General features: G+C 50.4%; 21 protein-coding genes and 1 riboswitch. Of the genes, 10 read left to right on the top strand and 11 right to left on the bottom strand.

Features of this window, described 5'->3' with window-relative positions:
• Positions 1-205: 205 nt before the first annotated feature.
• Genes BM200_RS16705 through udk form a run of 5 tightly spaced genes read left to right on the top strand, consistent with a single transcriptional unit; the run spans position 206 to position 6444 of the window.
• Positions 206-1684 carry an aspartate aminotransferase family protein gene (locus BM200_RS16705; protein ID WP_091187509.1) on the top strand — a complete coding sequence of 493 codons (1479 nt, stop codon included), beginning with the start codon at positions 206-208 and terminating at the stop codon, positions 1682-1684.
• 10 nt (positions 1685-1694) lie between these two features.
• A complete protein-coding gene (locus BM200_RS16700; RefSeq protein ID WP_175532898.1) occupies positions 1695-2885 on the top strand; it encodes a class II aldolase/adducin family protein in 1191 nt (396 codons plus the stop codon).
• Between the two features lie 42 nt (positions 2886-2927).
• A complete protein-coding gene (locus BM200_RS16695; RefSeq protein WP_091187506.1) occupies positions 2928-4145 on the top strand; it encodes an MFS transporter in 1218 nt (405 codons plus the stop codon).
• A 15-nt stretch (positions 4146-4160) separates the two neighbouring features.
• Positions 4161-5783: a xylulokinase gene (locus BM200_RS16690; protein ID WP_091187504.1), complete on the top strand. Its 1623-nt coding sequence runs from the start codon at positions 4161-4163 to the stop codon at positions 5781-5783.
• A 52-nt stretch (positions 5784-5835) separates the two neighbouring features.
• Complete coding sequence (gene udk, locus BM200_RS16685) at positions 5836-6444, top strand: uridine kinase (protein ID WP_091187502.1); 609 nt, start codon at positions 5836-5838, stop codon at positions 6442-6444.
• Between the two features lie 75 nt (positions 6445-6519).
• On the opposite strand, the gene BM200_RS16680 is transcribed toward udk, so the two are convergent.
• The 3 genes from BM200_RS16680 to BM200_RS16670 all read right to left on the bottom strand — a co-directional run bounded on the left by BM200_RS16680 (position 6520) and on the right by BM200_RS16670 (position 10060).
• Positions 6520-7869 carry an MFS transporter gene (locus BM200_RS16680; protein WP_245773050.1) on the bottom strand — a complete coding sequence of 450 codons (1350 nt, stop codon included), beginning with the start codon at positions 7867-7869 and terminating at the stop codon, positions 6520-6522.
• A 201-nt stretch (positions 7870-8070) separates the two neighbouring features.
• Positions 8071-9084, bottom strand: coding sequence for a helix-turn-helix domain-containing protein (locus BM200_RS16675; protein ID WP_342716409.1), 1014 nt, complete (start codon positions 9082-9084; stop codon positions 8071-8073).
• Entirely contained in the window at positions 9068-10060 is a 993-nt protein-coding gene (locus BM200_RS16670) for a Gfo/Idh/MocA family protein (RefSeq protein WP_091187499.1), read from the bottom strand. Before BM200_RS16670 ends, BM200_RS16675 begins: the two co-directional genes overlap by 17 nt.
• A 221-nt stretch (positions 10061-10281) precedes the next feature.
• Between BM200_RS16670 and BM200_RS16665 the strand changes: the two genes are divergently transcribed.
• Positions 10282-11382 (top strand): Gfo/Idh/MocA family protein, encoded by a 1101-nt coding sequence (locus tag BM200_RS16665; protein WP_091187498.1) that lies wholly within the window; start codon positions 10282-10284, stop codon positions 11380-11382.
• 104 nt (positions 11383-11486) lie between these two features.
• On the opposite strand, the gene BM200_RS16660 is transcribed toward BM200_RS16665, so the two are convergent.
• A complete protein-coding gene (locus BM200_RS16660; protein ID WP_091187496.1) occupies positions 11487-12344 on the bottom strand; it encodes an RNA polymerase sigma-70 factor in 858 nt (285 codons plus the stop codon).
• Positions 12345-12356: 12 nt separating this feature from the next.
• Positions 12357-13544, bottom strand: a complete 1188-nt coding sequence (locus BM200_RS16655) for an NAD(P)/FAD-dependent oxidoreductase (protein ID WP_091187495.1) — start codon at positions 13542-13544, stop codon at positions 12357-12359.
• Positions 13545-13798: 254 nt separating this feature from the next.
• On the opposite strand from BM200_RS16655, the gene gpmA reads away from it, so the two are divergent.
• On the top strand, positions 13799-14536 hold the full coding sequence (gene gpmA, locus BM200_RS16650) for a 2,3-diphosphoglycerate-dependent phosphoglycerate mutase (RefSeq protein WP_091187493.1): 738 nt from the start codon (positions 13799-13801) through the stop codon (positions 14534-14536).
• A gap of 81 nt (positions 14537-14617) precedes the next feature.
• Here the strand turns inward: gpmA and BM200_RS16645 are convergent, their stop codons facing one another.
• Complete coding sequence (locus BM200_RS16645; RefSeq protein WP_091187491.1) at positions 14618-15382, bottom strand: SDR family oxidoreductase; 765 nt, start codon at positions 15380-15382, stop codon at positions 14618-14620.
• A 116-nt stretch (positions 15383-15498) separates the two neighbouring features.
• Between BM200_RS16645 and BM200_RS16640 the strand changes: the two genes are divergently transcribed.
• The 3 genes from BM200_RS16640 (at position 15499) to BM200_RS16630 (ending at position 19062) form a co-directional block, all read left to right on the top strand.
• Positions 15499-15903, top strand: a complete 405-nt coding sequence (locus tag BM200_RS16640; protein WP_091187490.1) for a MerR family transcriptional regulator — start codon at positions 15499-15501, stop codon at positions 15901-15903.
• A 28-nt stretch (positions 15904-15931) separates the two neighbouring features.
• Positions 15932-16029: riboswitch (purine riboswitch) on the top strand.
• A gap of 56 nt (positions 16030-16085) precedes the next feature.
• On the top strand, positions 16086-17843 hold the full coding sequence (gene ade, locus BM200_RS16635) for an adenine deaminase (protein WP_091187935.1): 1758 nt from the start codon (positions 16086-16088) through the stop codon (positions 17841-17843).
• 58 nt (positions 17844-17901) lie between these two features.
• Complete coding sequence (locus BM200_RS16630) at positions 17902-19062, top strand: acyl-CoA dehydrogenase family protein (RefSeq protein ID WP_091187488.1); 1161 nt, start codon at positions 17902-17904, stop codon at positions 19060-19062.
• 15 nt (positions 19063-19077) lie between these two features.
• Here BM200_RS16630 and BM200_RS16625 read toward each other — a convergent pair whose 3' ends face one another.
• The 5 genes from BM200_RS16625 to BM200_RS16605 form a co-directional block, all read right to left on the bottom strand.
• On the bottom strand, positions 19078-19776 hold the full coding sequence (locus BM200_RS16625) for a PIG-L family deacetylase (RefSeq protein ID WP_091187486.1): 699 nt from the start codon (positions 19774-19776) through the stop codon (positions 19078-19080).
• Positions 19773-20084 (bottom strand): DUF1806 family protein, encoded by a 312-nt coding sequence (locus BM200_RS16620; protein ID WP_091187484.1) that lies wholly within the window; start codon positions 20082-20084, stop codon positions 19773-19775. The genes BM200_RS16625 and BM200_RS16620 overlap by 4 nt, the downstream gene beginning before the upstream one ends.
• Positions 20084-20308 carry a cysteine-rich CWC family protein gene (locus BM200_RS16615; RefSeq protein ID WP_091187483.1) on the bottom strand — a complete coding sequence of 75 codons (225 nt, stop codon included), beginning with the start codon at positions 20306-20308 and terminating at the stop codon, positions 20084-20086. Before BM200_RS16615 ends, BM200_RS16620 begins: the two co-directional genes overlap by 1 nt.
• Positions 20309-20438: 130 nt before the next feature.
• Positions 20439-21293 carry an alpha/beta fold hydrolase gene (locus BM200_RS16610; protein ID WP_091187481.1) on the bottom strand — a complete coding sequence of 285 codons (855 nt, stop codon included), beginning with the start codon at positions 21291-21293 and terminating at the stop codon, positions 20439-20441.
• A gap of 162 nt (positions 21294-21455) precedes the next feature.
• Positions 21456-22865 (bottom strand): ABC transporter substrate-binding protein, encoded by a 1410-nt coding sequence (locus tag BM200_RS16605; protein ID WP_091187479.1) that lies wholly within the window; start codon positions 22863-22865, stop codon positions 21456-21458.
• Between the last annotated feature and the right edge of the window lie 7 nt (positions 22866-22872).

Genomic DNA, 22872 nt, shown 5'->3' with positions numbered 1-22872 from the left:
TGGAATTAATTTCAATTATGCAGCTGCCTCCATAAAAAGAAAAGCTAAAAAAGATTAGTAGACATGCATTAATCCTGTTATATATTTTTGTGAGATATGACCTAAACTGGTTCCTTCTTCTGAACCATTTATATATACTTGAATTGTGAGTAATTTCATAATTTTCTCCATTTTATAGCGATTATTGAATTATTGGAGGGTACATATGGAACGGACCTTTTCGATTTCCCGCTATCCCGACGTCAAGGCAGTGACGGGCCAGCTTGACCGGCTCATTCAGCAGCCGATTTATTCGATTAAACCCGATGCTCTGAAGAAGTATGAAGAGGATTATTTTGAAGCGAAATGCGTGAAGTCGAAAGAAATGATTGAGGTTGCCAAAGACGTAATTCCCGGCGGCGTTCAGCATAACCTGGCCTTTAACCATCCGTTCCCCCTCGTCTTTACGAAAGCTGAAGGCGCTTACCTCCATGATATCGACGGCAACCGTTATTATGATTTTTTGCAGGCCGGCGGCCCGACCGTACTCGGAAGCAATCCGCCCGAAGTGCGAGAGAAGGTCATCGCTCTGCTGAACGATTGCGGCCCCTCTACCGGACTTTTCCATGAATATGAATATAAATTAGGCAAAAAGATTGCCGACAGCATCGATTCCGTCGAGATGTTCCGCATGCTGGGCTCCGGCACCGAAGCGTGTATGGCTGCTATCCGGGTAGCTCGCCTGGCGACAGGCAAGAAAAAGATTATCAAGATGGGCGGCGCCTATCATGGCTGGAGCGACCAGCTTGCTTACGGCATCCGCATCCCCGGCTCCAAATGGACACAAGCACATGGCGTTCCGCGTTATATTTTCAAACATACCCAAGAGTTTTTCCCTAACGATCTGCAGGATCTGGAAAGAAAGTTCCGCTTCAATCAGCTGCGCGGCGGCACGGCGGCCGTTCTCATCGAGCCCGTTGGTCCGGAAAGCGGCACAAGACCGGTTGATCTGGACTTCAACAAAGGTGTGGAGCAGCTCTGCCGCAAGTACGGTGCTCTTCTGATCTTTGATGAGGTGGTTACCGCGTTTCGGATCGGCATGTCTGGCGCACAAGGCTATTATGGCGTTTCGCCGGATCTGACGATCTTTGGCAAGGTTGTCGCAGGCGGTTATCCGGGTGCGGGCGGACTTGGCGGCAAGAAGGAATATATGAAATATTTGTCCGCGGGCATCGAGGCTGGCAGCAAGCATAAAAAGGCGCTTGTCGGCGGCACAATGGCGGCCAATCCGCTGAGCTGCGTGGCAGGCTATTATACGCTATGCGTGATTGAACGGACGAACGCGATCCCAAGATCCGGACAAATGGCCGACCGGCTGACAATAGGACTGCAAGCCTTGATCGGCAAATACAAGCTGCCGTTTGTTGCATTTAACCAAGGCTCCATCTGCCACCTCGAGACGGTAGGCACCATGCATTTTGCCATCAACTGGTCGAAGCCTTGGCAAATTCCGAAGGTACTCTCCGAAACCTCCAAACGCAAAAAAGAAATGGAGCATATGGGCGCCGCCTATATGGCCGAAGGTATTGTAACGCTGGCAGGAAGCCGGCTCTATACAAGCGGCGCGTATACGGAAGAGATGATTGATGATGTGCTTGTGCGCTTCGATAACATTTTCAAAAACGTAGCCTTGATCGATGGTTAGGAGGACGACCATGACTGCTGTCGAAGAAGCCAAACAAAGCGTGATTCAAGCCGGACTCAAGCTGTTGGAATACGGACTGATTGCCCGTACATGGGGAAATGTAAGCCACCGCGTCGATGGCGGGCAATTCGTCATTACGCCAAGCGGCCGGGATTACCGGTCACTTGGGCCCGAAGATATCGTAACCGTACAAATCTCCGACTGCAGCTACACCGGCAGCATTAAGCCTTCCTCCGAGAAAGGCGTTCATGCCGAAATTTACAAGCGCTTTCCGGATGTACATTTCGTCATTCATACCCACCAGGAGTACGCCTCCGTCATTAGTGCCTGTCATATAAATGCGATTCCGATCGATGATGGTCTGTTGGCCGGTCAGGTATTATGCGGCGCTTATGCCCTCCCAAGCACCAAGAAGCTGCAGCGTAATGTTGCCAACACGCTTGCCCGCACTTCCAATCGGGCTATTATTTTGAAAAACCACGGCGCGGTCTGCTATGGCGCTAACGATATGGAGGCATTCAAGGCCGCTCTTGAGCTTGATTCAGCCTGCCGGCAATATATAGACGATACCTATAAAAGTTTAACCGGGGAGCCGGAAGCAGACCCTGCCCAGCTAAGCTGCTTTGCGCTAGGACTTTGTCATACCGCTTCAAAATATGATGAAGCCCTGGCAGATCACAAACTCCATCACAGCCGCAGGCTGGAAGACGGATTTGTTCTGTTTGACGATTCCGGTACAGAAATACAGGTCCGTTATGACGAGCTTGATGCCGGCATGCCGGAGGAAGCCTGGGTCTATCAGCAAATTTACCGCTCGCATAAGCAGATTAATCATATTCGCTGGAGCGGCATTCCGGAGATTATCGCCTTTTCTCATACCGGCCAACCGCTAAAGCCGCTGCTTGATGATTTCGCCCAACTGATCGGTACATCGGCAAAGAGTATGGAGCTCTCCCCGTCGGAGATTTCGGCAGCCTTAAAAAAATCCTCAGCCGTGATCATCCGCGGTAAGGGTGCTTTATGCTGCGGCAGCTCTTATGATGATGCCCTTGCCGTAGGGATGGTACTGGAGAAAAACGGCAAAGCCCATATCGGGGCCAAGCTGCTGGGCCGCGTAAAACCGATTCATTATTTGGAAAGCCTCTTGATGCGCTTGGTGTATTTGAAAAAATATTCCAAGCAGTCTGCTGTTACCTCCTAGCCGAAAGGTGGAATTTATATTAAAAGAATCGATCATTCCGTGATGAAGTGGATCATTCTTTTATCGATTGTACCGGTCATCGTATCGACCGAAATGATGTGGCTGTCGCTTGCGCCGATTGCTAGTCTTGCCGAGGAGTACTACGGCGTTGGCAGCATGGCTGTCACGTTATGCTCCATGAGCTTTATGATTATGTTTATTTTGTTCTCCTTGCCCGCCTCATGGGTGATAGACCGCTGGGGCTACAAAGCCTCTCTATTGATCGGCGCGGGTCTAACAGCCGTGTTTGGCTTGCTGCGGGCTTTGTTTGCGGATGATTTCACACTTGTCCTGATCTTCCAGTTCATCCTGGCTATCGGGCAGCCGTTTCTTCTGAATATCGCAACCAAAGTAGCCTCGGACTGGTTCCCGCTTCAGGAGAGATCCACGGCAGCCGGCATTTTGACGCTGGCCCAATATATCGGCTTTATCGTTCCGATGGCTCTTGCTCCTGCCATTGCTAAAGCAGCCGGCATCCCGGAGCTGTTCATGTGGTTTGCGGTCTTTGCGATTGCTGCCTCATGCCTGGCCGCCGCCTTTGTGCCGGTAAAACCTCCCGCTCCCCTCACCCATGCCGCTCCTCATCAAGAGGTTTTGCGATTCGAATCCATCAGACTTCTTATGACAAACAAGAACTATTTCCTTATCTTATTCATCAGCTTTATCTCGATTGGGATATTCAACACGATTCTCACCCTGCTTGAAACCATACTAACCCCTCGGGGATTTTCATCCGAGGAAGCCGGACTTGTTGGCGCCGTCTTTATTGTCGCTGGCATAATAGGCGCCGTCGTTCTGCCGATCCTATCGGATAAATACCGGATCAGGGCGCCCTTTTTTATCGCGGCCATCACCTTGCTCATCCCTGCTTACCTTGGACTTACCTTTGCCGAACAGACCTTCCCCGTAGCCGTCATCGCCGGTCTTGCCGGCTTTACCATTATGGGCGTTGCTCCGATTCTTTTTCAGCATGGTTCGGAGCTGGCTTACCCGGTGCAGGAAGGTACCTCGCTGGGCATGATTCTGCTGATGGGTCAGGTATCTGGAATTGCTTTTGTTTATCTGTTTGAGCTATTAAACGACGCCTTGGATTCCATCGTCTGGCCAATGCTGCTATTTGTTCTTTTAACCGCCATATTACTTCCCGTAACGCTTCGCATTCAAGAGTCATCCTTACGGGCTCCGGCCCCCAAGGATGGAGATAAGAATCAGCCTATGTAAAGGCAGGTGCAACCGATGAGTTACGTACTCACCTATGATGTAGGAACATCCGGCGTCAAGACATGTCTCTATCATCTGGCCGAATCAATCACGCTTATCGCAAGCGCTTTGCATAGCTATGAGCTCACCATTCTAGATAACGGCGGCGCGGAGCAGGATCCGGCGGACTGGTGGAACGCCATGCGGGAGACGACGGGGAAAGTGCTGCAAGCCAGCCTTATTCCGGCTGCGCAAATAAGCGGGATATCGTTCTGCGCCCAGATGCAGGGCTTGATTCTTGTCGACAACGAGGGGCAGCCTGTCCGGAAAGCCATGAGTTATATGGATACCCGCGCTTCCGAAGAACACCGCAAAGGGATCATGCATGGCATTCAGGTGGCGGGGGCTAATGTCTTCAAGCTGCTTAAGTCGCTTGCCATTACTCGCGCCGTTCCGGCCAGCGTGAAGGATCCCGTCTGGAAGTACAAATGGGTTCAGCGTCATGAGCCTGAAGTTTTCCGCCGCGTTCACAAATGGCTGGATGTCAAAGAGTATCTCCTGTACAAATGTACGGGCGAATATGTCATGACCGAGGATACGGCGTATGCCACCTTGCTGTTCGACGCTCGAAAAGGCCGTTTCAGCAAGGAATTGTGCCGGATGTTTGGCGTGCATCTTGATCATTTCCCAAGAGTTATCCCGTCTACCGAAAAAGCTGGATTGTTGACAGCCGAGGCCTCAATGGAGCTGCAGCTTGCAGAAGGCACTCCGGTGTTTGGCGGTGGCGGAGATGCCTCTCTCATTGGAGTTGGGGCTGGTGCCGTTGAAGAAGGCGATACCCATATTTACCTCGGCACCTCCGGCTGGGTATCCACGGTTGTTAAACGGCAGATCATCGATGCAACCAGCATGATCGCATCGATTGTTGGCGCAAGGCCGCATCATTATCATTATTTCTGCGAGCTGGAGACAGCGGGCAAATGTCTGGAATGGGTCAAAAATCACCTGGCTCTTGATGAAATCGGCATCTATCTGGAGAAGAAGCAGATCTCCGATTCTCAGGAAACGATGTATCGCAGCCTATACGATTACATGATGTACGCAATCAGGGATGTTCCCGCTGGAAGCAATGGCGTCATCTTCACGCCTTGGCTGCATGGAAACCGCTGTCCGTTTGAGGATTCGAATGCGCGGGGGGTATTTTTCAACATCAGTATTGAAACGGGGAAAACCGAGCTGATTCATGCCGTACTGGAGGGCATTTGCTATCATCTGAGGTGGCAGCTGGAATCGCAGGAGCGGAAGGTCAAAACCTCCGAGGCGATCCGTTTTGTTGGAGGCGGCGCTCTTGCCCCTCTCACCTGTCAGATTCTCGCGGATATTCTCGGGCGGACGATCGAGACGGTCGACAGTCCGCAAAATGCAGGAGCTATCGGGGCAGCCGTTACTGCAGCTGTGGGACTAAGCTTGATTCCCGGCATAGATGAAGCGAAGACTTTAATTAAAGTTCGTGCTGCCTACGAACCAAATCGGGAAAATAAAGCAACCTACGATACGTACTTTGAAGTATTCAAGTCCTTGTACATCCGGAATAAAAAAGCATTTGGGATTCTGAATAAGCACCGCGGCCGGACAGATGTTTTTCGCGCTTCGCTGTGATACAATACTTGAATTGATGGGCTTAATACATTAGGGGGCTTTAAGAACAACTATGCTTATTATTGGTATCGCCGGCGGCACCGGCTCAGGGAAAACCTCGGTGGCGCGTTCGGTTATTGAACGTCTTGGCGCAGAGAAGGTAACCTTCATCTCGCAGGATAATTATTACAAGGATCATCCCCATTTGACGCTCGCGGAGCGTGAAGGACTAAATTATGATCATCCGCTTGTATTCGACAATGATTTATTGATCGAACATTTGAAACAGCTGAAATCCGGAGAAGCCGCTCAGGCACCTGTCTATGATTTCACCTCCCACTCCCGCTTCAAGGAAAAGACCGTGGAGCTTAAAGCTTGCAATATTGTCGTTATTGAAGGACTTCATGTTCTGTCCGACGAGAATTTGCGCGCGATGCTCGACATTAAGGTATTCGTGGACACGGATCCCGATGTGCGGATTTTGCGCCGGGTGCTTAGGGATATTGAAGAGCGCGGCCGCTCGATTCAATCCATTCACGACCAGTACCTTAAGACGGTTAAGCCGATGCACGAAGCATTTATTGAACCGTCCAAGAAGTACGCTGACATTATCATTCCCGAAGGCGGGCAAAATGAAGTTGGCATCCAGATGTTATCCATATTGATGGAGAAATATTTTTAGACAACAAAGGACGCAGCTCTGACAGCTGCGTCCTTTGTTATGCTTTCCTTCATTACCCGGGTAATAGGAACTACCTTATATAAGATTTTGCGCCTGTACTTTTTTTCGATAGGATGAGTAATACCAACCGAGCATGACAATCGCAATTACCGGACAGAGGAAGAGCAGCTGGTACACATGGTTATACGCGTGCTCAAGAGAAATATTTCTCATCTTATGAAGCAGCAATCCGCAGATCGCCACGGACAACGATCCTCCGAAAAACTGAAAAAGCTGCATCATTCCCATCCCGGAACCAATCAGATGCTTTGGCAAAATGCTGGAGGTCTGATTATTAAGCGAAGCCAGCGTTGCCGAAAAGGCTGGCGAGAACAGCAGATAGCCACACATGATGATAAATGGCGAGTTGCCTAGTGCCGTCATAAACAAAGCCATCACAACCATCAAGACGGCCGTCCCGATGAACAGGAACCGGACATTGCCGTACCGGTCAAGCCATCGCCCGACAAACGGTGTCAGCATAGCCGATAGGATTGCACCCGGAGCGATCAGGAAGCCAATCATCATCTCCGATTTGTGGAATAAATTCGCCAGCACAAGCGGCATCAGGAACAAATTGCCCAAGTTGATAATCAGCAGACAGAACCCGACAACTAGCAGCCGGTTATATCCGGGCTGACGGAATACTTCCGGATTAACGAAGGTCCCTTCGCCTTTCGCTTTGCGAATATGCAGCACATGCAAAGCGATCGTAACGATACTCGCCACAAACCAGATCAAAGATTGCTGCGTCACTGCAATTAATAAAGTCGTTGCGTTGATAACGGTCCATGCCGCACCGAAATAATCAAACTTTGCCGGCTTCGGATTTTCCTTCGGCAGCAGCTTCAGCAGTATCGGAAGGATGACGAGTACGAGGCAAGTGACGACAAACAGACCATTCCATCCAAAGTATTCGCTGATCACACCGCCAACAATCGGGCCTAGCCCAAACGCCATCGCGCTGCCGGCCGCTATCATCGAAATGGCCTTACCTCTTCTCTCGATCGGGATATATCGGCTTGCCAGAACAAGACCAAGCCCGGCCATCGCGCCGGCTCCAGCCGATTGCAGTATTCTTGCTGTCAGCAAGAGAGCGAAATGATGGGCGAAGATACCAAGCACCGATGAAAGCCCTAGTATGAGAAGCCCAATCGCAACCAGCCTGCGAATTGGAGCAATGTCCGACAAACGGCTGTAGATCACGGTTGATAGTGCATAACCAATTGAGTAGCTTGATACAATCCATGATCCGAGATCGGATGAAATCCTTAGATCCGTAATAATACTTGGCACTGAGACGTTAAACATTGTCGTATTCATGACAACGACAAACAAGCCCAGCATCCACACGGGCATTACCACTCTGTCATTCAAGTTGTTCACCTTGTTTCCTTACGAAGTCACTTTACTTTGTTTAGTATAACACAAGCGTAAACGGCTTCGCCTCCCTGGGTAGAGCATGCCTCCCCGCTCAGGGCTGCTTCAGCGCGGGATGGTCTCTATCGGGCAACAAAAAGGAGAACGCCGCTGCGTCGATTGAACTGGACGCTTACGGCATTCTCCCTCGTCGGTACTTCTTCACTCTTATTCCGTCATCGTGGATTGACGGCTCTGGCGGTAAGCCAGCGGTGTCATCCCCATCTTCCGTTTGAAGACCTGGAACAAATAGTTGGTATTCGTAAAGCCATGGTTCACCGCAATGGATTCAACCGTGTTAGAGGTCTCAACAAGCTCCTCGCAAATGCGCTGAAGCCGGAAGTCCTCCAAATAACTGGTGAATGAACTGACCCCATAACGGTGGAATACGCGCTGCAGCTGTCTGGTGCTGATCTGGATACGGTCCGCAACCTCCTGCAGCGTAAGCGGTCTTGCATAATTGTCGTAAATGTATTGCTGCGCCATCTCGAAGCGATGCGCCTGGATATCCCGTGACGGAAGCATCTGCTGCCCTTCCCGGTCTACAGTCGCTTTGGCTGCGCGGAGCAGAATTTGAATAAGCGACTGCCGAATGGTCGTATACGCGCCAAGCTCTCCGGACCGCCAAGCTAAATAGGCCTGAAGGAAACAGGACATGGCATCATGCTGATCCATGAACGGGCGAAGCGGAAAATCGTTCAGAGCCTGCATGCAGGCTTCCGACTCCTTATTCTCCCACTCCGCTCCCCATTCTTCCGCACCCTCTTCTTCCGGAAGGCGAGTAATATCCACATGAAGACATAACTCTTCCATCCCGGACCTGGAATCCGCTGTTTGCTGATGCACAACTCCCGGGCCGGTTAAATAGAACATCCCGCTGTTTAGCTTATAAATATGGTCGATCAGCGTAACGGTTCCTTTGCCGCGGGGGACAAAATGAAATTCAAACTCCGAATGCTTATGGAATTTAATAAGCTGTCCGGGCTTAAAACTGGTCAGATGCCATTTCAAGACCCGGATTCCGTAACGGCCCCACCTGAAATGCAGATCAAGCCGTTCAAGCGCGTCCATCTTTTCTTTCATAACGGCATATGGATACGGTCTTACACTCACCTTGCTGTCGGGCTCCACGTTAAGCTCCCGTTCTTCCATGCCGGCCACCTTATTAGCGGATTTCTTCAAGACGTACAGCCCGCTTCTCAGCAACGGAGCGGTTGGAAGCTTCCATCAGCATCGTAAGCTCTTGCGCCATACGGATATTGTCTACCGCTGTTGTGCCATTTTGAATGTGGTCCGCCCATTGCTCGAATGCTTTGATACGGCCGCTTTCCTGCCCCGCTTCAGTCCACTCTGACTCGCCGTTCTTATTGCTGCGAACCAGAACTTTGGCATCCGGCGTACCGTACAGCAGCGAGCCTTCCGTACCATGAATTTCAATGGTGAATGGGGAATGCGCGTTAACAAATCCTGCTTCTACGATGCCAATTGCCCCGCTTCCCGTAGTCAGCACTGAGATCGCGTTGTCCTCTACGTCTTTGCCGGTTACATAGCCATATGAAGCTTGAACCTGAACGGGCAATTCGCCCAGGAACAGTCTTGTCAAATACATCGGGTGGCAGCCCAGATCGATCAGTGCTCCGCCTCCGCATTCTTCAAGGCTGTAGAAATGCTCCGGAAGCCAGCCGGCAGTTGCGCCGTTATGTGACAAGCGGACACGGACCATCGTTACCTTTCCAAGATCGCCTGATTCAAGAACCTTCTCAATAGATGCTGTATACCAATCATTTAGTCTTGGCAGCGAAACCGTCAGCTTCACGCCTGCTTCCTCAACAGCATTTACAATCTCATTTACTTCTTTTGTTGTAAGCGCCAACACTTTTTCTGTAAAGATATGCTTGCCGGCTTGTGCCGCCTTCACCATAACATCGCGGTGGATGTTGGTTGGTGTATCTACAATGACACCGTCAATATCTTCTCTTGCAAGCAATTGGTCCAGATCCGAGATAAAAGGTACGCCTAACTTGCTTGCAGCTTCTTCTCCTCTTGCCGGAATTTCATCCCATACCGCTACGATTTCCGTAGCCGGATGCGCTTGCGCCTCTCTCGTATAATCCCATGCATGAACATGCCAATAGCTTAACATTGCGACTCTAATCATATAACGTCCACTCCTCAGATCAATTATTTGCAACCACTTCATATTTGCGACTTTATTCTAAGTTAGCATACCATTCCCTAAAGGAAAACTAGAACATAAAGACATTCTGACTACAATTTAACGACACAGACAAGAACATTTCTTCAGACTTATTGACTCCAAATATCGGTCAAACCTATAGTAATGGCATAAACATATTTTACTTATAACGGAGGCTGGACATGAGTAAATTATTGAAGATTGGTATCATCGGTTGCGGCGGTATCGCCAATGGCAAACATCTCCCTGCACTTAGCAAAAACAAGAATGTAGAAATCGTTGCTTTCTGTGACATCGTGGAAGAACGCGCTGCAGAAGCACAGCAAAAATACGGCACAGAAGGCTCGAAAGTATATTCGGACTACCGCGAGCTGATTGCAGACCCGTCTATCGATGTCGTGCATGTATTAACGCCAAACGATTCCCATTCCTTTATTACGATTGACTCGCTGGAAGCCGGCAAGCATGTTATGTGCGAGAAGCCAATGGCTAAAACGGCGTCTGAAGCAAGAGCAATGCTGGATGCTGCCAAACGTACCGGCAAAAAGCTGACGATCGGTTACAATAACCGTTTCCGTCCGGACAGCCAATATCTGAAAAAAGTATGCGAGCAAGGCGATCTTGGCGAAATCTACTATGCACGCGCACATGCGATTCGTCGCCGCGCAGTTCCAACTTGGGGCGTATTCCTTGACGAAGAGAAACAAGGTGGCGGACCGCTCATCGATATCGGTACTCACGCTCTTGATTTGACGCTTTGGATGATGGATAACTACAAGCCGGTATCCGTTACAGGCTCTGTATTCCACAAGCTTGGTTCCAAAGAAAATGCCGCTAACGCTTGGGGCCCATGGGATCCTGCCAAGTTTACGGTTGAAGATTCAGCTGTAGGATTCATTAAGATGGAGAACGGCGCAACGATCACGCTTGAAGCAAGCTGGGCTCTGAATACGCTGGACATTGATGAAGCAAAATGTACGCTTTGCGGTACAGAAGGCGGAGCAGACATGAAGAACGGCCTCCGCATCAATGGCGAAGAAAACAGCCGCTTGTTCGTGAAAGAAGTTGACCTCTCCGCTGGCGGCGTAGCCTTCTACGACGGCGCATCGGAACGCGATATCGATGTTGAATGCGCGGCTTGGATCAACGCGATCCTGAATGATACGGATCTGGTTGTTAAAGCCGAGCAAGCACTTGTTGTAACGGAGATTTTGGAAGCGATTTACGAATCCGCCCGCACAGGTGAAACCGTTTATCTCAACCGCGAAAAGGTTGCGAAATAATACAAAAAAACACGCCCGGAAACGGGCGTGTTTTTTTGTGCTGCCGTTATTCTTCATCCTCATCCTCCAGCATAATTCGCCAAGAGGCATCAAAATCCAAATGATTACGAATGTTCCTGTAACCTGATAAGCTTCTCCGGATTCACGACCAAATAAATTTCCTGAATCTTGTCTTGCTTCATCGATAAAAAAACCGCAGTTGTTACATGGCCGCCTTGCCGGACAAGAATAGCCGTGCCGCCGCCCAGTGCAGCAAACTCCACAGATAATCCCTCTTCGTGCTGAGCTTTGCGAATAATGCCAAGAAGGAACTGAGCCACACGTCCGGAAGACACAATCGGCCGGATAGCTGCATGAACTTTGCCGCCGCCGTCAGAGAGAAGCACCACATCCTCATGAAGCAAAGATAGCACAGCTTCCGCCTCGCCATGCGACAATGCTTGAACAAACAGCTCCAGCCATTGCTGCCGGATCCTGCCCCGGTTGTGCAGTTCCTCTTCTGCGATTCCCATCTTTGCTTTAGCCCTGCTCATAAGCTTGCGGCAGTTCATCTCGCTTTTGTCGATCAGCTCGGCAATAGCGGGATAATCAAAGCAAAGTGCTTCGCGCAATACGAAGACAGCCCGTTCCGCAGGCGTTAGCCTCTCAAGCAGAACCAGCATCGCATAAGAAAGGGTATCATGATGCTCGGCGTCCTCGAAGCTGCTCTCGTATACCGGTTCTGGAAGCCATGGACCGATATAAAGCTCCCGGCGCTTGCGTGCGGAACGGAGCAGGTCGATACAATGATTGGTCATCATTTTGCACAGATAAGCTTTAGGCTCCTTTAATCGTTCCGCACTAACCTTCTGTACCTTGACGAACACATCCTGAACCGCATCTTCCGCATCGGCCGCTGAACCTGTCAGCTCGTATGCGAGACGGAACAACAGATTTTTATACTGCGTATATAGCTCTACCATGTCACAAGCTCCTTACGATTTCAGCATACTGGCATAATCCCAAGCGAAGCATTTGATTTTGTAGGCAAGCTTATCCGAAATGATTATATCAAGCCCCCATTTACGCGTCCACATGATCCCCCGTCCCGGTCCAAGTCCGATCGTGAAGGCATCCATTACCGCTTTATGCTTAGGCGCCTCGCTGCCTGTCAAATCGGCGACAATAATTTTGCCCAGCCGCTGCGCCTGCGGAATCGCTTCCTTACAGGTCATCTGGCATGCTTTGCCGCTTGCCTGCTCCACAATAAAAGCATTGTCACCGATCGCATATACGCCGCTCCTGCCGCGAACCCTGTAGCTCTCATCCACAATAACCTGCCCCTGTTCGGTAACAGGCAGCCCCATTGTCTGTAGAGCCGGGTTAGGCACAAGACCAAGCGTCCAGACCGTTAAGCCTACCGGCAGCGAATCCCCCTCGGATAACTGAAGGCGTCCTTCCTCCTCCCGAATCGCTCTCCGGTTATGATGGACGATAACCCCGCATTCCGCCAGATCTTGATCCAGCTTTAAGCTTACCTTGACCGGGCCTTCAAGAAACAGCCGTTCCTGAGCATTGATGAGATGGACTTTAACCTCGGAAGGATCCAGTCCGTTAGCCGACGCCTCGTTCCTCATGGCATATGCAAGTTCTGCAGCCGTCTCCACTCCGGATATTCCCGCTCCCGCAACAGCTGCCGTCAGCAGCCTTTGCCTTTCTTCCTTCTTGTTTTCTATCGCTGCGCGTTTCATATTGCTCTGCCATAACTCAAGAATGCGAGCGGCGGCATCCACTCCCGTTAACGGGATTCCTCCTTGATTTGGATCTGGCTGGCGGGCTATGCTCCCGATTGCCATCACAAGCACGTCATAGCTATGCTCCTTGGTCTGCCCCTCACTGTCACGATACAACAACTTCTTATGAACGCCGTCTACTTCGAGGGCGGAGCCTTGGATAAACACGGCATCGTCCTGCAGCACTTGCTGCCAAGGAATCGTAATATTCTGCTCGCTTACCGCAGGGCGAAACAACAATACTTTGCGCAAGTGACTTCGCTGTTGATCAAACAAAATCAGATTAAGTTTATATGGAGCACCGTTTGCTTTGTGAGCTTTCCGTATCGCTTTTACCGCGTGAATGCCCGCAAAGCCCCCGCCAACAATCATGCAAGTCAGTTCTTTCATCGTAACCTCTCCTCTTCTCCTGTTTGCACATGTAACGAGATGAGGCCTTTTTTTGTGACAACGTTTAAACCAACTTCCATTTTACTAGCACAAAGTTAACGTTGACGTAAAGATTAACTCATATTACATTATTGAAGTTTCAAGATCAAATAAAGTTAAAGGCTGGCTCTGATTTCTATCAGGCCAGCTTGTTTTTTTATTGCATAGGGAACATTATAGAGATAGATAAAACAGAAGGAGCGGAGGTTATCTGCTTGAAAAATATCGTCCTAATTCGTCACGGACAAAGCGTTTGGAATGTTGAGAACCGTTTTACGGGCTGGACCGATGTCGACTTGTCGACTCAAGGGCTCGATGAAGCGAGAGAGGCGGGAAAAATATTAAAAAAGCACGGCTACGTCTTCGATGCCGCCTATACTTCCGTCTTGAAGCGAGCCATTCGGACATCCTGGATTATCCTTCATGAGATGGACCTGTTATGGATTCCTGAGCATAAGAGCTGGATGTTAAATGAGCGGCATTACGGCGCCCTGCAGGGACTAAACAAAGCCGAGACAGCGGAGAAATACGGGGAAGACCAGGTATACATATGGCGAAGATCCGTGGATATCCGCCCTCCCTCGCTGGACAAAACCGACCTGCGTTATGAGGCAGCTGATCCGCGGTACAAGGACTTGAAGAATGGTGAAGTTCCGTTAACGGAAAATCTGGAGGACACGGAAGCACGTGTGCTGAAATACTGGAATGCCGAAATAGCCCCTGTCATCTCCGCAGGAGGCCGCGTGCTTATTGCCGCTCATGGCAACACCCTCCGGGCATTGGTGAAATACCTGGATCAAATTCCGCCTGACGGTATAGCAGACCTGAACATTCCAACGGGCATTCCGCTAGTCTATGAATTAAATGATGATCTTAAACCAGTCCGCCATTATTATCTGGGCTGGGACGGTCCTTATCCGGCAGGCCAGATTCCGACGCATATGACCCCGTAAATGAAACTGGAGCCGGTTTGCAGCCGGCTCCAGCAATAAGTTCAAATATGAGAATTATGCTAACAACACCCTTCGAGCACCTTACAAGTTCATACCGCCCGAGGCTTCAATGCGCTGCGCATTCACCCAGCCAAGCTCCGGTGTGCATAAAGCCGCTACGACACCGCCAATATCATCAACTTCGCCAACACGGCCAAGTGCCGTCAGCGAGCCGAGATGACCACGAATGTCCTGATTATCCCTCACGAATCCTCCTGCGAAATCCGTCGCAATCGCACCTGGCGCAACTAGATTGACCCTGATCCCGCGATTACCCAATTCCTTCGCCATATATTTCGTCAGCACTTCAATAGCACCTTTCATAGCGGCATAAGCGCCATAACCGTCCGTCGTAAACCGCGTTAACCCTGTAGACAGATTGACAATCCCGCCTTGATCTGCAATACGAGGCAGCAGCTTTTGCGTTAAGAAAAAGACACCTTTGAAATGAACGTTCATCAAGCTGTCAAACTGCTCCTCCGTGGTTGTTGCAATCGGCGAATGGATGCCAAACCCTGCGTTGTTGATCAGGAAGTCGATTTGATCACGGCCCCACTTCTCCTTCAGAAGATCATCCAATTGTGCGGCAAAGCTGTCAAAGGAAGAAATATTGCCCGCATCAAGCTGAAGCGCGGCCGCTTTACAGCCATTTGCCTCAATCTCCTTCACGACCTCTTCCGCTTCTTCCGAACGGGACAGATAAGTCACAATAACGTCGATTCCTTTCTTCGATAAAGCGATAGCCGAATTGCGCCCTAAGCCGCGGCTTCCTCCTGTGACAAGTGCGATTTTATGACTAGCTCCCATTGTTAGCCTCTCCTTTTTACCTCTGTAATTTGAACACTTGATTATTGCGATCAGTTGTTCTAAAGTGAGGTTACTCCTTCGAGTTAACTCTAAGTCAAGCTAAAGGGTGAAAAAAAATGAATTTTACGATTAATGAAGTTGCTAGCAAATTTGGCTTGTCTGCCCACACGCTTCGCTACTATGACAAAGAAGGTCTGCTCCCATTCGTATCACGCAATAAATCCGGCATCCGGATCTTTACGGAGATGGATCTGGAATGGGTCTCCCTTATCTGCTGTCTGAAAGACACCGGAATGCCTATTAAGGAGATTAAGCAGTACAGCGATTGGTGCAAGCAGGGAAGCGCAACCATTGAGGTGCGCAAAAAAATGCTTGCTGACCACAAACTTAAGGTGCTAGAACAGATCCAGGAACTGAACAATAACCTTAAGCAGATTGACAAAAAGCTTGATTGGTACGAGGACCCGGAATTGATGCGCAAGATTGATGAACAATTAGAGCATGCAGTTCCAGAAAAATAATGCTTTGAATTTCCGGTATCCATCCCCTACAATAGATACTAATATTGCGTATAACCTCGGCAATACGGGTCGAGGGTTTCTACCGGGAACCGTAAACTCCCGATTACCAGCATGCTTATTTCAGCATCGATGGTGATCGGGAGTTTTTTTTATTTTATGGAAAAGAGGAGAGAATAGGAGACATGAATACAAAAGACCGGCTGTCTAAACGAATTGAGGTAACAGCAAAACGTGCTGCGGCAGACCTTGTTATCCGAAACGGGAAAATTGTGAATGTATTTACTGGCAGCATCATGACCGGCGATATTGCGGTCGTCGATGGCATGATAGCAGGAATCGGCGAGTACAAGGATGGCCAAACCGTCATTGATGCATCAGGTCAATGGATTATTCCCGGCTTGATTGACGGTCATGTACATATCGAGAGTTCGATGCTTACGCCGCGGGAGTTCGCGAAGGTCGTCCTTCAGCACGGGGTTACTGCGGTTGTGACCGATCCTCATGAGATTGCCAACGTAATGGGCAGGGAGGGGATCCAATACATGCTTGACCAATCCGAAGGTCTTCCCCTCGACATCTATGTCAATCTGCCGTCATGCGTGCCTTCCACTCCCTTCGAGACAAGCGGCGCAGTGCTGGAAGCCGAAGAGCTCCACCCTTTCTTCCATCACCCCAAGGTGCTTGGACTTGCTGAAGTGATGGACTTCCCTGCACTTGCTGCAGGAAGTCCCGGCCTGATCACTAAACTGGCAGACGCAGCCGATCATCATGCCCATATCGACGGCCATGCTGCCGGCATTTCACGTGAGCAGCTAAACCTTTACATGGCCGCAGGCATTCGCACGGATCACGAGGCGATCAACGCCGAAGAAGCGCGGCAGCGCCTTGAGCTTGGGATGTACCTCATGCTTCGCGAAGGAACGGTTGCCAAGGATCTGGAAGCATTGCTCCCTGCCGTCACGCCGCAGAACAGCCGGAGATGTCTTTTTGTGACGGATGATAAATTGATTGATGATTTGCTCGAGGAAGGCAGCGTCAATTACAGTATCCGTCTTGCTGTGAGCAAAGGACTTGATCCGGTTACCGCTATCCAGATGGCTACCCTAAATGCCGCCGAATGCTTCGGCCTCCGTCATCAAGGGGCGATCGCACCCGGTTATAAAGCTGATCTTGTTATTCTGGATGATCTCGGCTCCATGTCTATCCGGCAAGTCTATAAGGAAGGTGTTTGTGTATTCCAGAACGGCGAGCTTAATGAAGCCGCTTTCCCTGAGTCGATCTCCCCGTCTTCAGTCAGTGCTTCGACTGCTGCCGTAATCCGTAACGGAATGAAGCCGCTGAAGCCGGATGCTCTTCACCTCCCGCTTCAATCGGACTTCTGCAATGTGATCGGGATTATTCCGAACTCGCTTGTCACCCTTCATCTGCAGGAACAAGTCCAGAGAGACCAGGAGCAGCGGTTTTTGGCCTCAGTGGAACGGGATCAGCTGAAGCTTGCGGTCGTAGAACGTCATCATAGAACCGGCCATATCGGGCTCGCGATTGTAAAAGGATTCGGATTACGCAAAGGCGCCATCGTATCGTCGGTTGCCCATGATTCGCATAATATCATTTGCGCCGGTGTGTCCGATAAAGATATGTTGACCGCAATCGAGCATGTCGTCTCCATGAATGGCGGTCTGGCCGTTGCTCTGGACGGTCGGGTGCTCGCTTCCCTGGCCTTGCCCGTTGGCGGATTATTGTCCGAGCAGAGCTATAAGGAGGTCTATACGGAGATGCAAAGTCTTTATGAGACCTTGCGCACGATTGGTGCTCCGGATACGTTTAATCCGTTTCTGACCTTATCCTTCTTGGCTCTTCCGGTCATCCCCGAGCTCAAATTAACGGATAAAGGTTTGTTCCGGTTCGCTTCAAACGCCCATATCGGCGTTCAAGCCTAACCGCTTCCTGTTCCCTCTATCTAGTTGCTATAATAAGGGAGAGAGGAGTGGACAACGGATGGCCAGGTGGATCGATCACTATATTCGGAATGAGAAAGAGAGAGCCCTTGCGGCTCAAGCAGATCAATTAGCAGCTCGTTTCGCGGAAAGAGCATCCCGGCATGACCGGGAAGGTTCCTTTCCTTTTGATAATTTTGCGGATTTGAAAGAGGCAGGGTACTTGAAGCTGACCGTGCCGCGAGCTTACGGCGGCGATGAGATTTCTCTGTATGAGCTCGTTATGCTGCAAGAACGTATTGCTTATGGTGACGGTTCAACGGCTTTAGCAGTTGGCTGGCATATGGGCCAGATTCTTCATCTGCGGACAACCCGGAAATGGCCGGAGCCCGTCTTCGCCCATTTATGCGAAGCAGTCGTTAATGACGGCGCGATGATTAATACTTTCGCCAGCGAAGCGGCTTCCGGCAGTCCAAGCCGGGGCGGCAAGCCCGAGACTACAGCAACAGCTGTTGACGGCGGATGGCTGATTTCCGGCCGCAAAACCTTCAGCACGCTGTCCCCGATCCTTGACCGGTTTGTCGTTACAGCTTATATTCCTGATGAAGAAAGCACTGGCGATTTTCTCGTAGAGCGGGGAGAACAGGTGTCCTTGATTGAGACCTGGGATACGCTTGGCATGCGGGCAACCGGCAGCCATGATGTTGTGCTTGATCAGGCTTTTGTACCAACCGCAAACCGACTTCACGGCAAAGGTTCGGATGACGGCGGCGGCTGGATGCTGCATATCCCGGCATGTTATTTAGGTATCGCACAGGCGGCTAGAGACTTCGCCGTGAATTTTGCCAACTCGTACAAACCAAATACGATGGAGAAGCCAATTGCCGCCCTCCCTTCTGTTCAGCACTCGATTGGCGAGATGGAGATCGAGCTTCGCACCGCTCATACGATGCTTTATTCCGTTGCGGACCGCTGGGATCAAGAGACGGCGAACAGGCCCGCTCTGAAAGCGGACCTTGGCCTTGCCAAATATATCGTGACAAATCATGCGATTCGGATCGTAGATCTTGCGATGCGGATTGTCGGCGGAACCAGCTTATCCCGGCAACTGCCATTAGAACGGTATTACCGGGATGTCCGGGCAGGACTGCATAATCCGCCGATGGACAATGTGGTTATATCGAATCTCGCAGCCGAAGCCTTAAGCGAATTCACCCAATAATCGTTTCATGAGGTGCTAGAACAGATCGCTCCGGTCTCTTCGAAGCGCCTCTTCGTTTCCTCTTATGAAATACTCATAATCCCCCAATCGGTTCATTGCCTGCTTATCCGGCAGCCATACCCATTCATCCATCTCCGTCTGGCAACGGTGAGCACGGAACGCGGCAAGCTTTGCTTTTTTAAACTTGCTTATGTTGATTTGAGAGATATCCTCTCTCGTATATCCAAAGGATTCAGGATATGCCAAGGAGTCCCCGAAGGATATGTAATACAGGGCTTTCTTCAACCCCGTACGGGCGAGCGCTTCCGCCGTCGCTTTGCCTATCGCGCAATGATCCGGATGTCCGCCCCATTGCTCATGGAAGGTGAGAATAACATCGGGATCCACTTCTCTAATTAATCCGGCAATACGGTCCGACAATTGATCTGGGTCAACAAACTCCACCGTTTTATCGCGGATATCGAAAAATTGAAGATGTTGAACCCCCAAACACTTACAAGCTTCACGCAGCTCCAGCTCCCGTGCCGCCGCCATCGTTTCACGATTCAGGTAAGGAGGATTGCCCATTCTTCGCCCCATCTCGCCTCTGGTAGCGCTGACGAGCGTAATCTCGACACCGCTGCTTGCATATTTGGCTAACGTTCCGCCGCAAATAAATGACTCATCATCGGGATGCGCAAATACAGCAAGGAGTTTTCTCGTAGATGTACTCATTCTGCAAACGGCTCCTTTCCAAGATGAAGGGCTACATTCATGCGCCCTCTGTCATCATAACCGGCCAGCAATAACCGGTCTTCGTGATCCAGCTCATAATGAGTCAGTGCTTCCATGCGCAGCCAGCCGATGTGATCGAAACGGAAAGCGACCCTAAAAGGCCCCTCTCCAGCAACAAAAGCCTGCGTCAGCTTTAGCTTGAAATTGCGGACAAACACGTAAGAGGTTGCTTCGCTATGGACATGGATCTCCTCGCCAACGAAAGCCCGAAGCAGCTCTTCTACTTCTGATTGGATAATCGGATTCATCACTTTATTCCCCCGGACTCTTTCATCGATTCTTGCTTCAGCTTATGAAGACAGGCCTGGCATACACATGCCTTCCCTAACCATTCAGGCGGTATTTGCTCAAAGACCACCTGCGGAAAGGTTTCCTTGCTGCACCAACACGATCCGGCCGGTATTCCCGCCAGATTGCCGCATTTATTATCTTCCTTGCAGATTGGACAACGGGCTGCGGTTTCTTCGGTCATCTCTTCACCCACTTTACTTGCATTCGATATAATCATACTTCCAGGGAAGCAGAAATGCATCCTTTACAGAAAAAATGCCCGAATGGAATGATCCATTCGGGCAATCCTTCTATTCTGTTTATTCACCGGCTTACAATGCCCTCACGGGCTCCTTCTCCCCAAGGGTTCTGAGGTAGTTCGCAATGACCCTGGCCAGCTGCTCTGGGGCCTCGAACAGACTCATATGAGCAACGCCCTCGAACGTGTTTTCTTGAATATGCGGGTACTCGTAAGTCGTCTTTGGCGTCTCCTGTTCATTGACGGAGAATGTATCATCCGGAGACACGACTTCATCATCCGCCCCTGCCACCAGCAAAATGGGGTAACATGCTTCATGCAGCATCGCGCTGCGGTCCGGCCTCATCATCATACCTTCAAGCGTATGAATAGCTCCCTTTGCAGACATCTTGAGTCCGGCCTCTTTAACCTTTTCCACCTCATCAGGCATATCCTGCCTCTTGGATTCCTTAAACAGCTTCGGAATAAGCTCGTGGACATAAGGCTCGATCCCTTCCTTCTGGATGAAGGCGATATCTTGATACCTTTTCCGCTTCATTTCTTCCGTGTCCGGCAGAGCCGTGGAATGAATTAGTCCAAAGCCGGACAGCTTATCCGGGTATTTATCAGCAAATGCCAGCGTTACATAGCCGCCAAGGGAATGGCCAAATAAAACCGTTTTTTCTATGCCCAATTTTTCTACGAGTCCATTTATATCATCAGCTAATGCTTCCATTGTATAAATATTGTCTGGTACCGATGTCTCGCCATGACCCCGCAGCTGCGGCATGATTACACGGTAGTGCTCGGTCAACAGCGGACAAACATTATGCCAGTAATGGGAGGAGCCGCAAAAACCGTGAATCAGAATAATCGTTTTTTCGTTTTCTTGACCACATTCTTCATATACCATATCGATGCCGTTAACATGTACCTTATGCTTCTCCATCGATCCCACATCCTTTTCGATTTGGAATTGCTATCATGTCATTACTTAACCAGCTATCGATTCGATGAAACATTATTATCAGATAATTCTGAACATAATTAAAAACAGCCCTTGGGAGCATAGATCCCAAGGGCTGTTCCAGGCTGCAAAAGCTTTCGCTAGTTATTTCGCTACCGTCTTGTTGTAGATGCCGATTTTCTCGGTAATCTGCTTTGCCGCATCATCAAGCGCAGCCTTAACGTCCTTCTTGCCCGTGAACGCTTCCTCGATCGCGCCTTCCACCGTCTGGCGCGCTTCCGGGAATACGCCCATTACGGCGCCTTGGCTTGCTGTGCCCGGCTTGGAGGCATGAAGCTGGTCTACCGCTGTCTGGAACTGCGGATACTTCGCCAGATTATCTTTTACAATCTGCTCGTCATAAGCTTTGCTTGTAATCGGGAAGTAGCCGGTGTTGATATGCCACTCTGCTTGGACTGCCGGCTCTGCCAAGTACTTGATGAATTCCCAAGCGGCTTTCTGCTCTTCCGCCGGCTTGTTGTTCAGAATCCACAGGCTTGCTCCGCCGACAACGACGCCGCCTTCGGAGGAAGCGTCCGGTTTCGGCAGGAAGGCCGTACCCACTTCGAATTTGCCTGCTGCGCCGTCAACAATGCCGCGCAGCGAAGCCGTCGAATCAAGCGTCATGGCAATCTGGCCGGCCAGGAACGCTTTTTTCGTGTCGTCCGTCTTGCGTCCAAGATTCAGAACAGACTTGTCATCAACCATGCCCTTCCACCAGGTCAGCGTCTTGACTGCTGCTTCCTGGTTCACGAGCGATTCCGAAGCGGAGCTGTCGCGGCCGTTGCCGTTATTTACAAGATCCTTGCCCTGATTGGCGAGCAGCTGCTCCATGAACCAGCCGTAGATGGCGAAGGATGCTCCTGTCACGCCGTCCCCGGTCAGCTTCTTGGCAGCATCAGCTACTTCTTGGTAAGTCGCAGGCGGCTTGTTCGGATCAAGACCGGCTTTTGTGAACAGATCCTTGTTATAGTAAAGTATCGGATTGGAAGTATTGAAAGGCATGGAGTACTGCTTGCCGTCGAACGTATAGTAGCTGCGGATATTCGGCTCCAGAGAAGACACGTCATAGCTTTCCTCGTCGATGAACTGCTGTACCGGCGTTACGGCGCCGGAATCGATCATGAATTTCGAACCAATCTCATACACCTGGATCAAGGAAGGGCCGGACTTGGAATCCATGGAAGCCTTCAGCTTGTTCAGGCTTTCGTCATAAGTGCCTTGGAAGACGCCTTCTACCTTAATATCGGGATGCGAAGCGTTGAAATCGCTGACGAGCTTGTCCGCAGCCGTTCCGAGCTCGCCGCTCATGGAATGCCACCAGACCACTTTGACAGGCTCTTTGGCCGGCTCGGTGGAAGCTGCGCCAGCGTTTGCTGCGGTGTCCGTATTGGAAGCCGAAACGGTAGGCGACGGTTCATTTCCGCCGTTGTTCGGATTCGATGCGCAAGCTGATAAAGGCAGCACAAGCATTGCCGCCACAGGCAGTACCATTTTCCAATTGCGTTTAACCATGGTTTCT

Source organism: Paenibacillus catalpae, from assembly GCF_900112695.1.
Lineage (GTDB): Bacteria > Bacillota > Bacilli > Paenibacillales > Paenibacillaceae > Pristimantibacillus > Pristimantibacillus catalpae.
The sequence above is the reverse complement of the archived record's forward strand: the minus strand, read 5'-3'. Positions and strand labels throughout refer to the sequence as shown.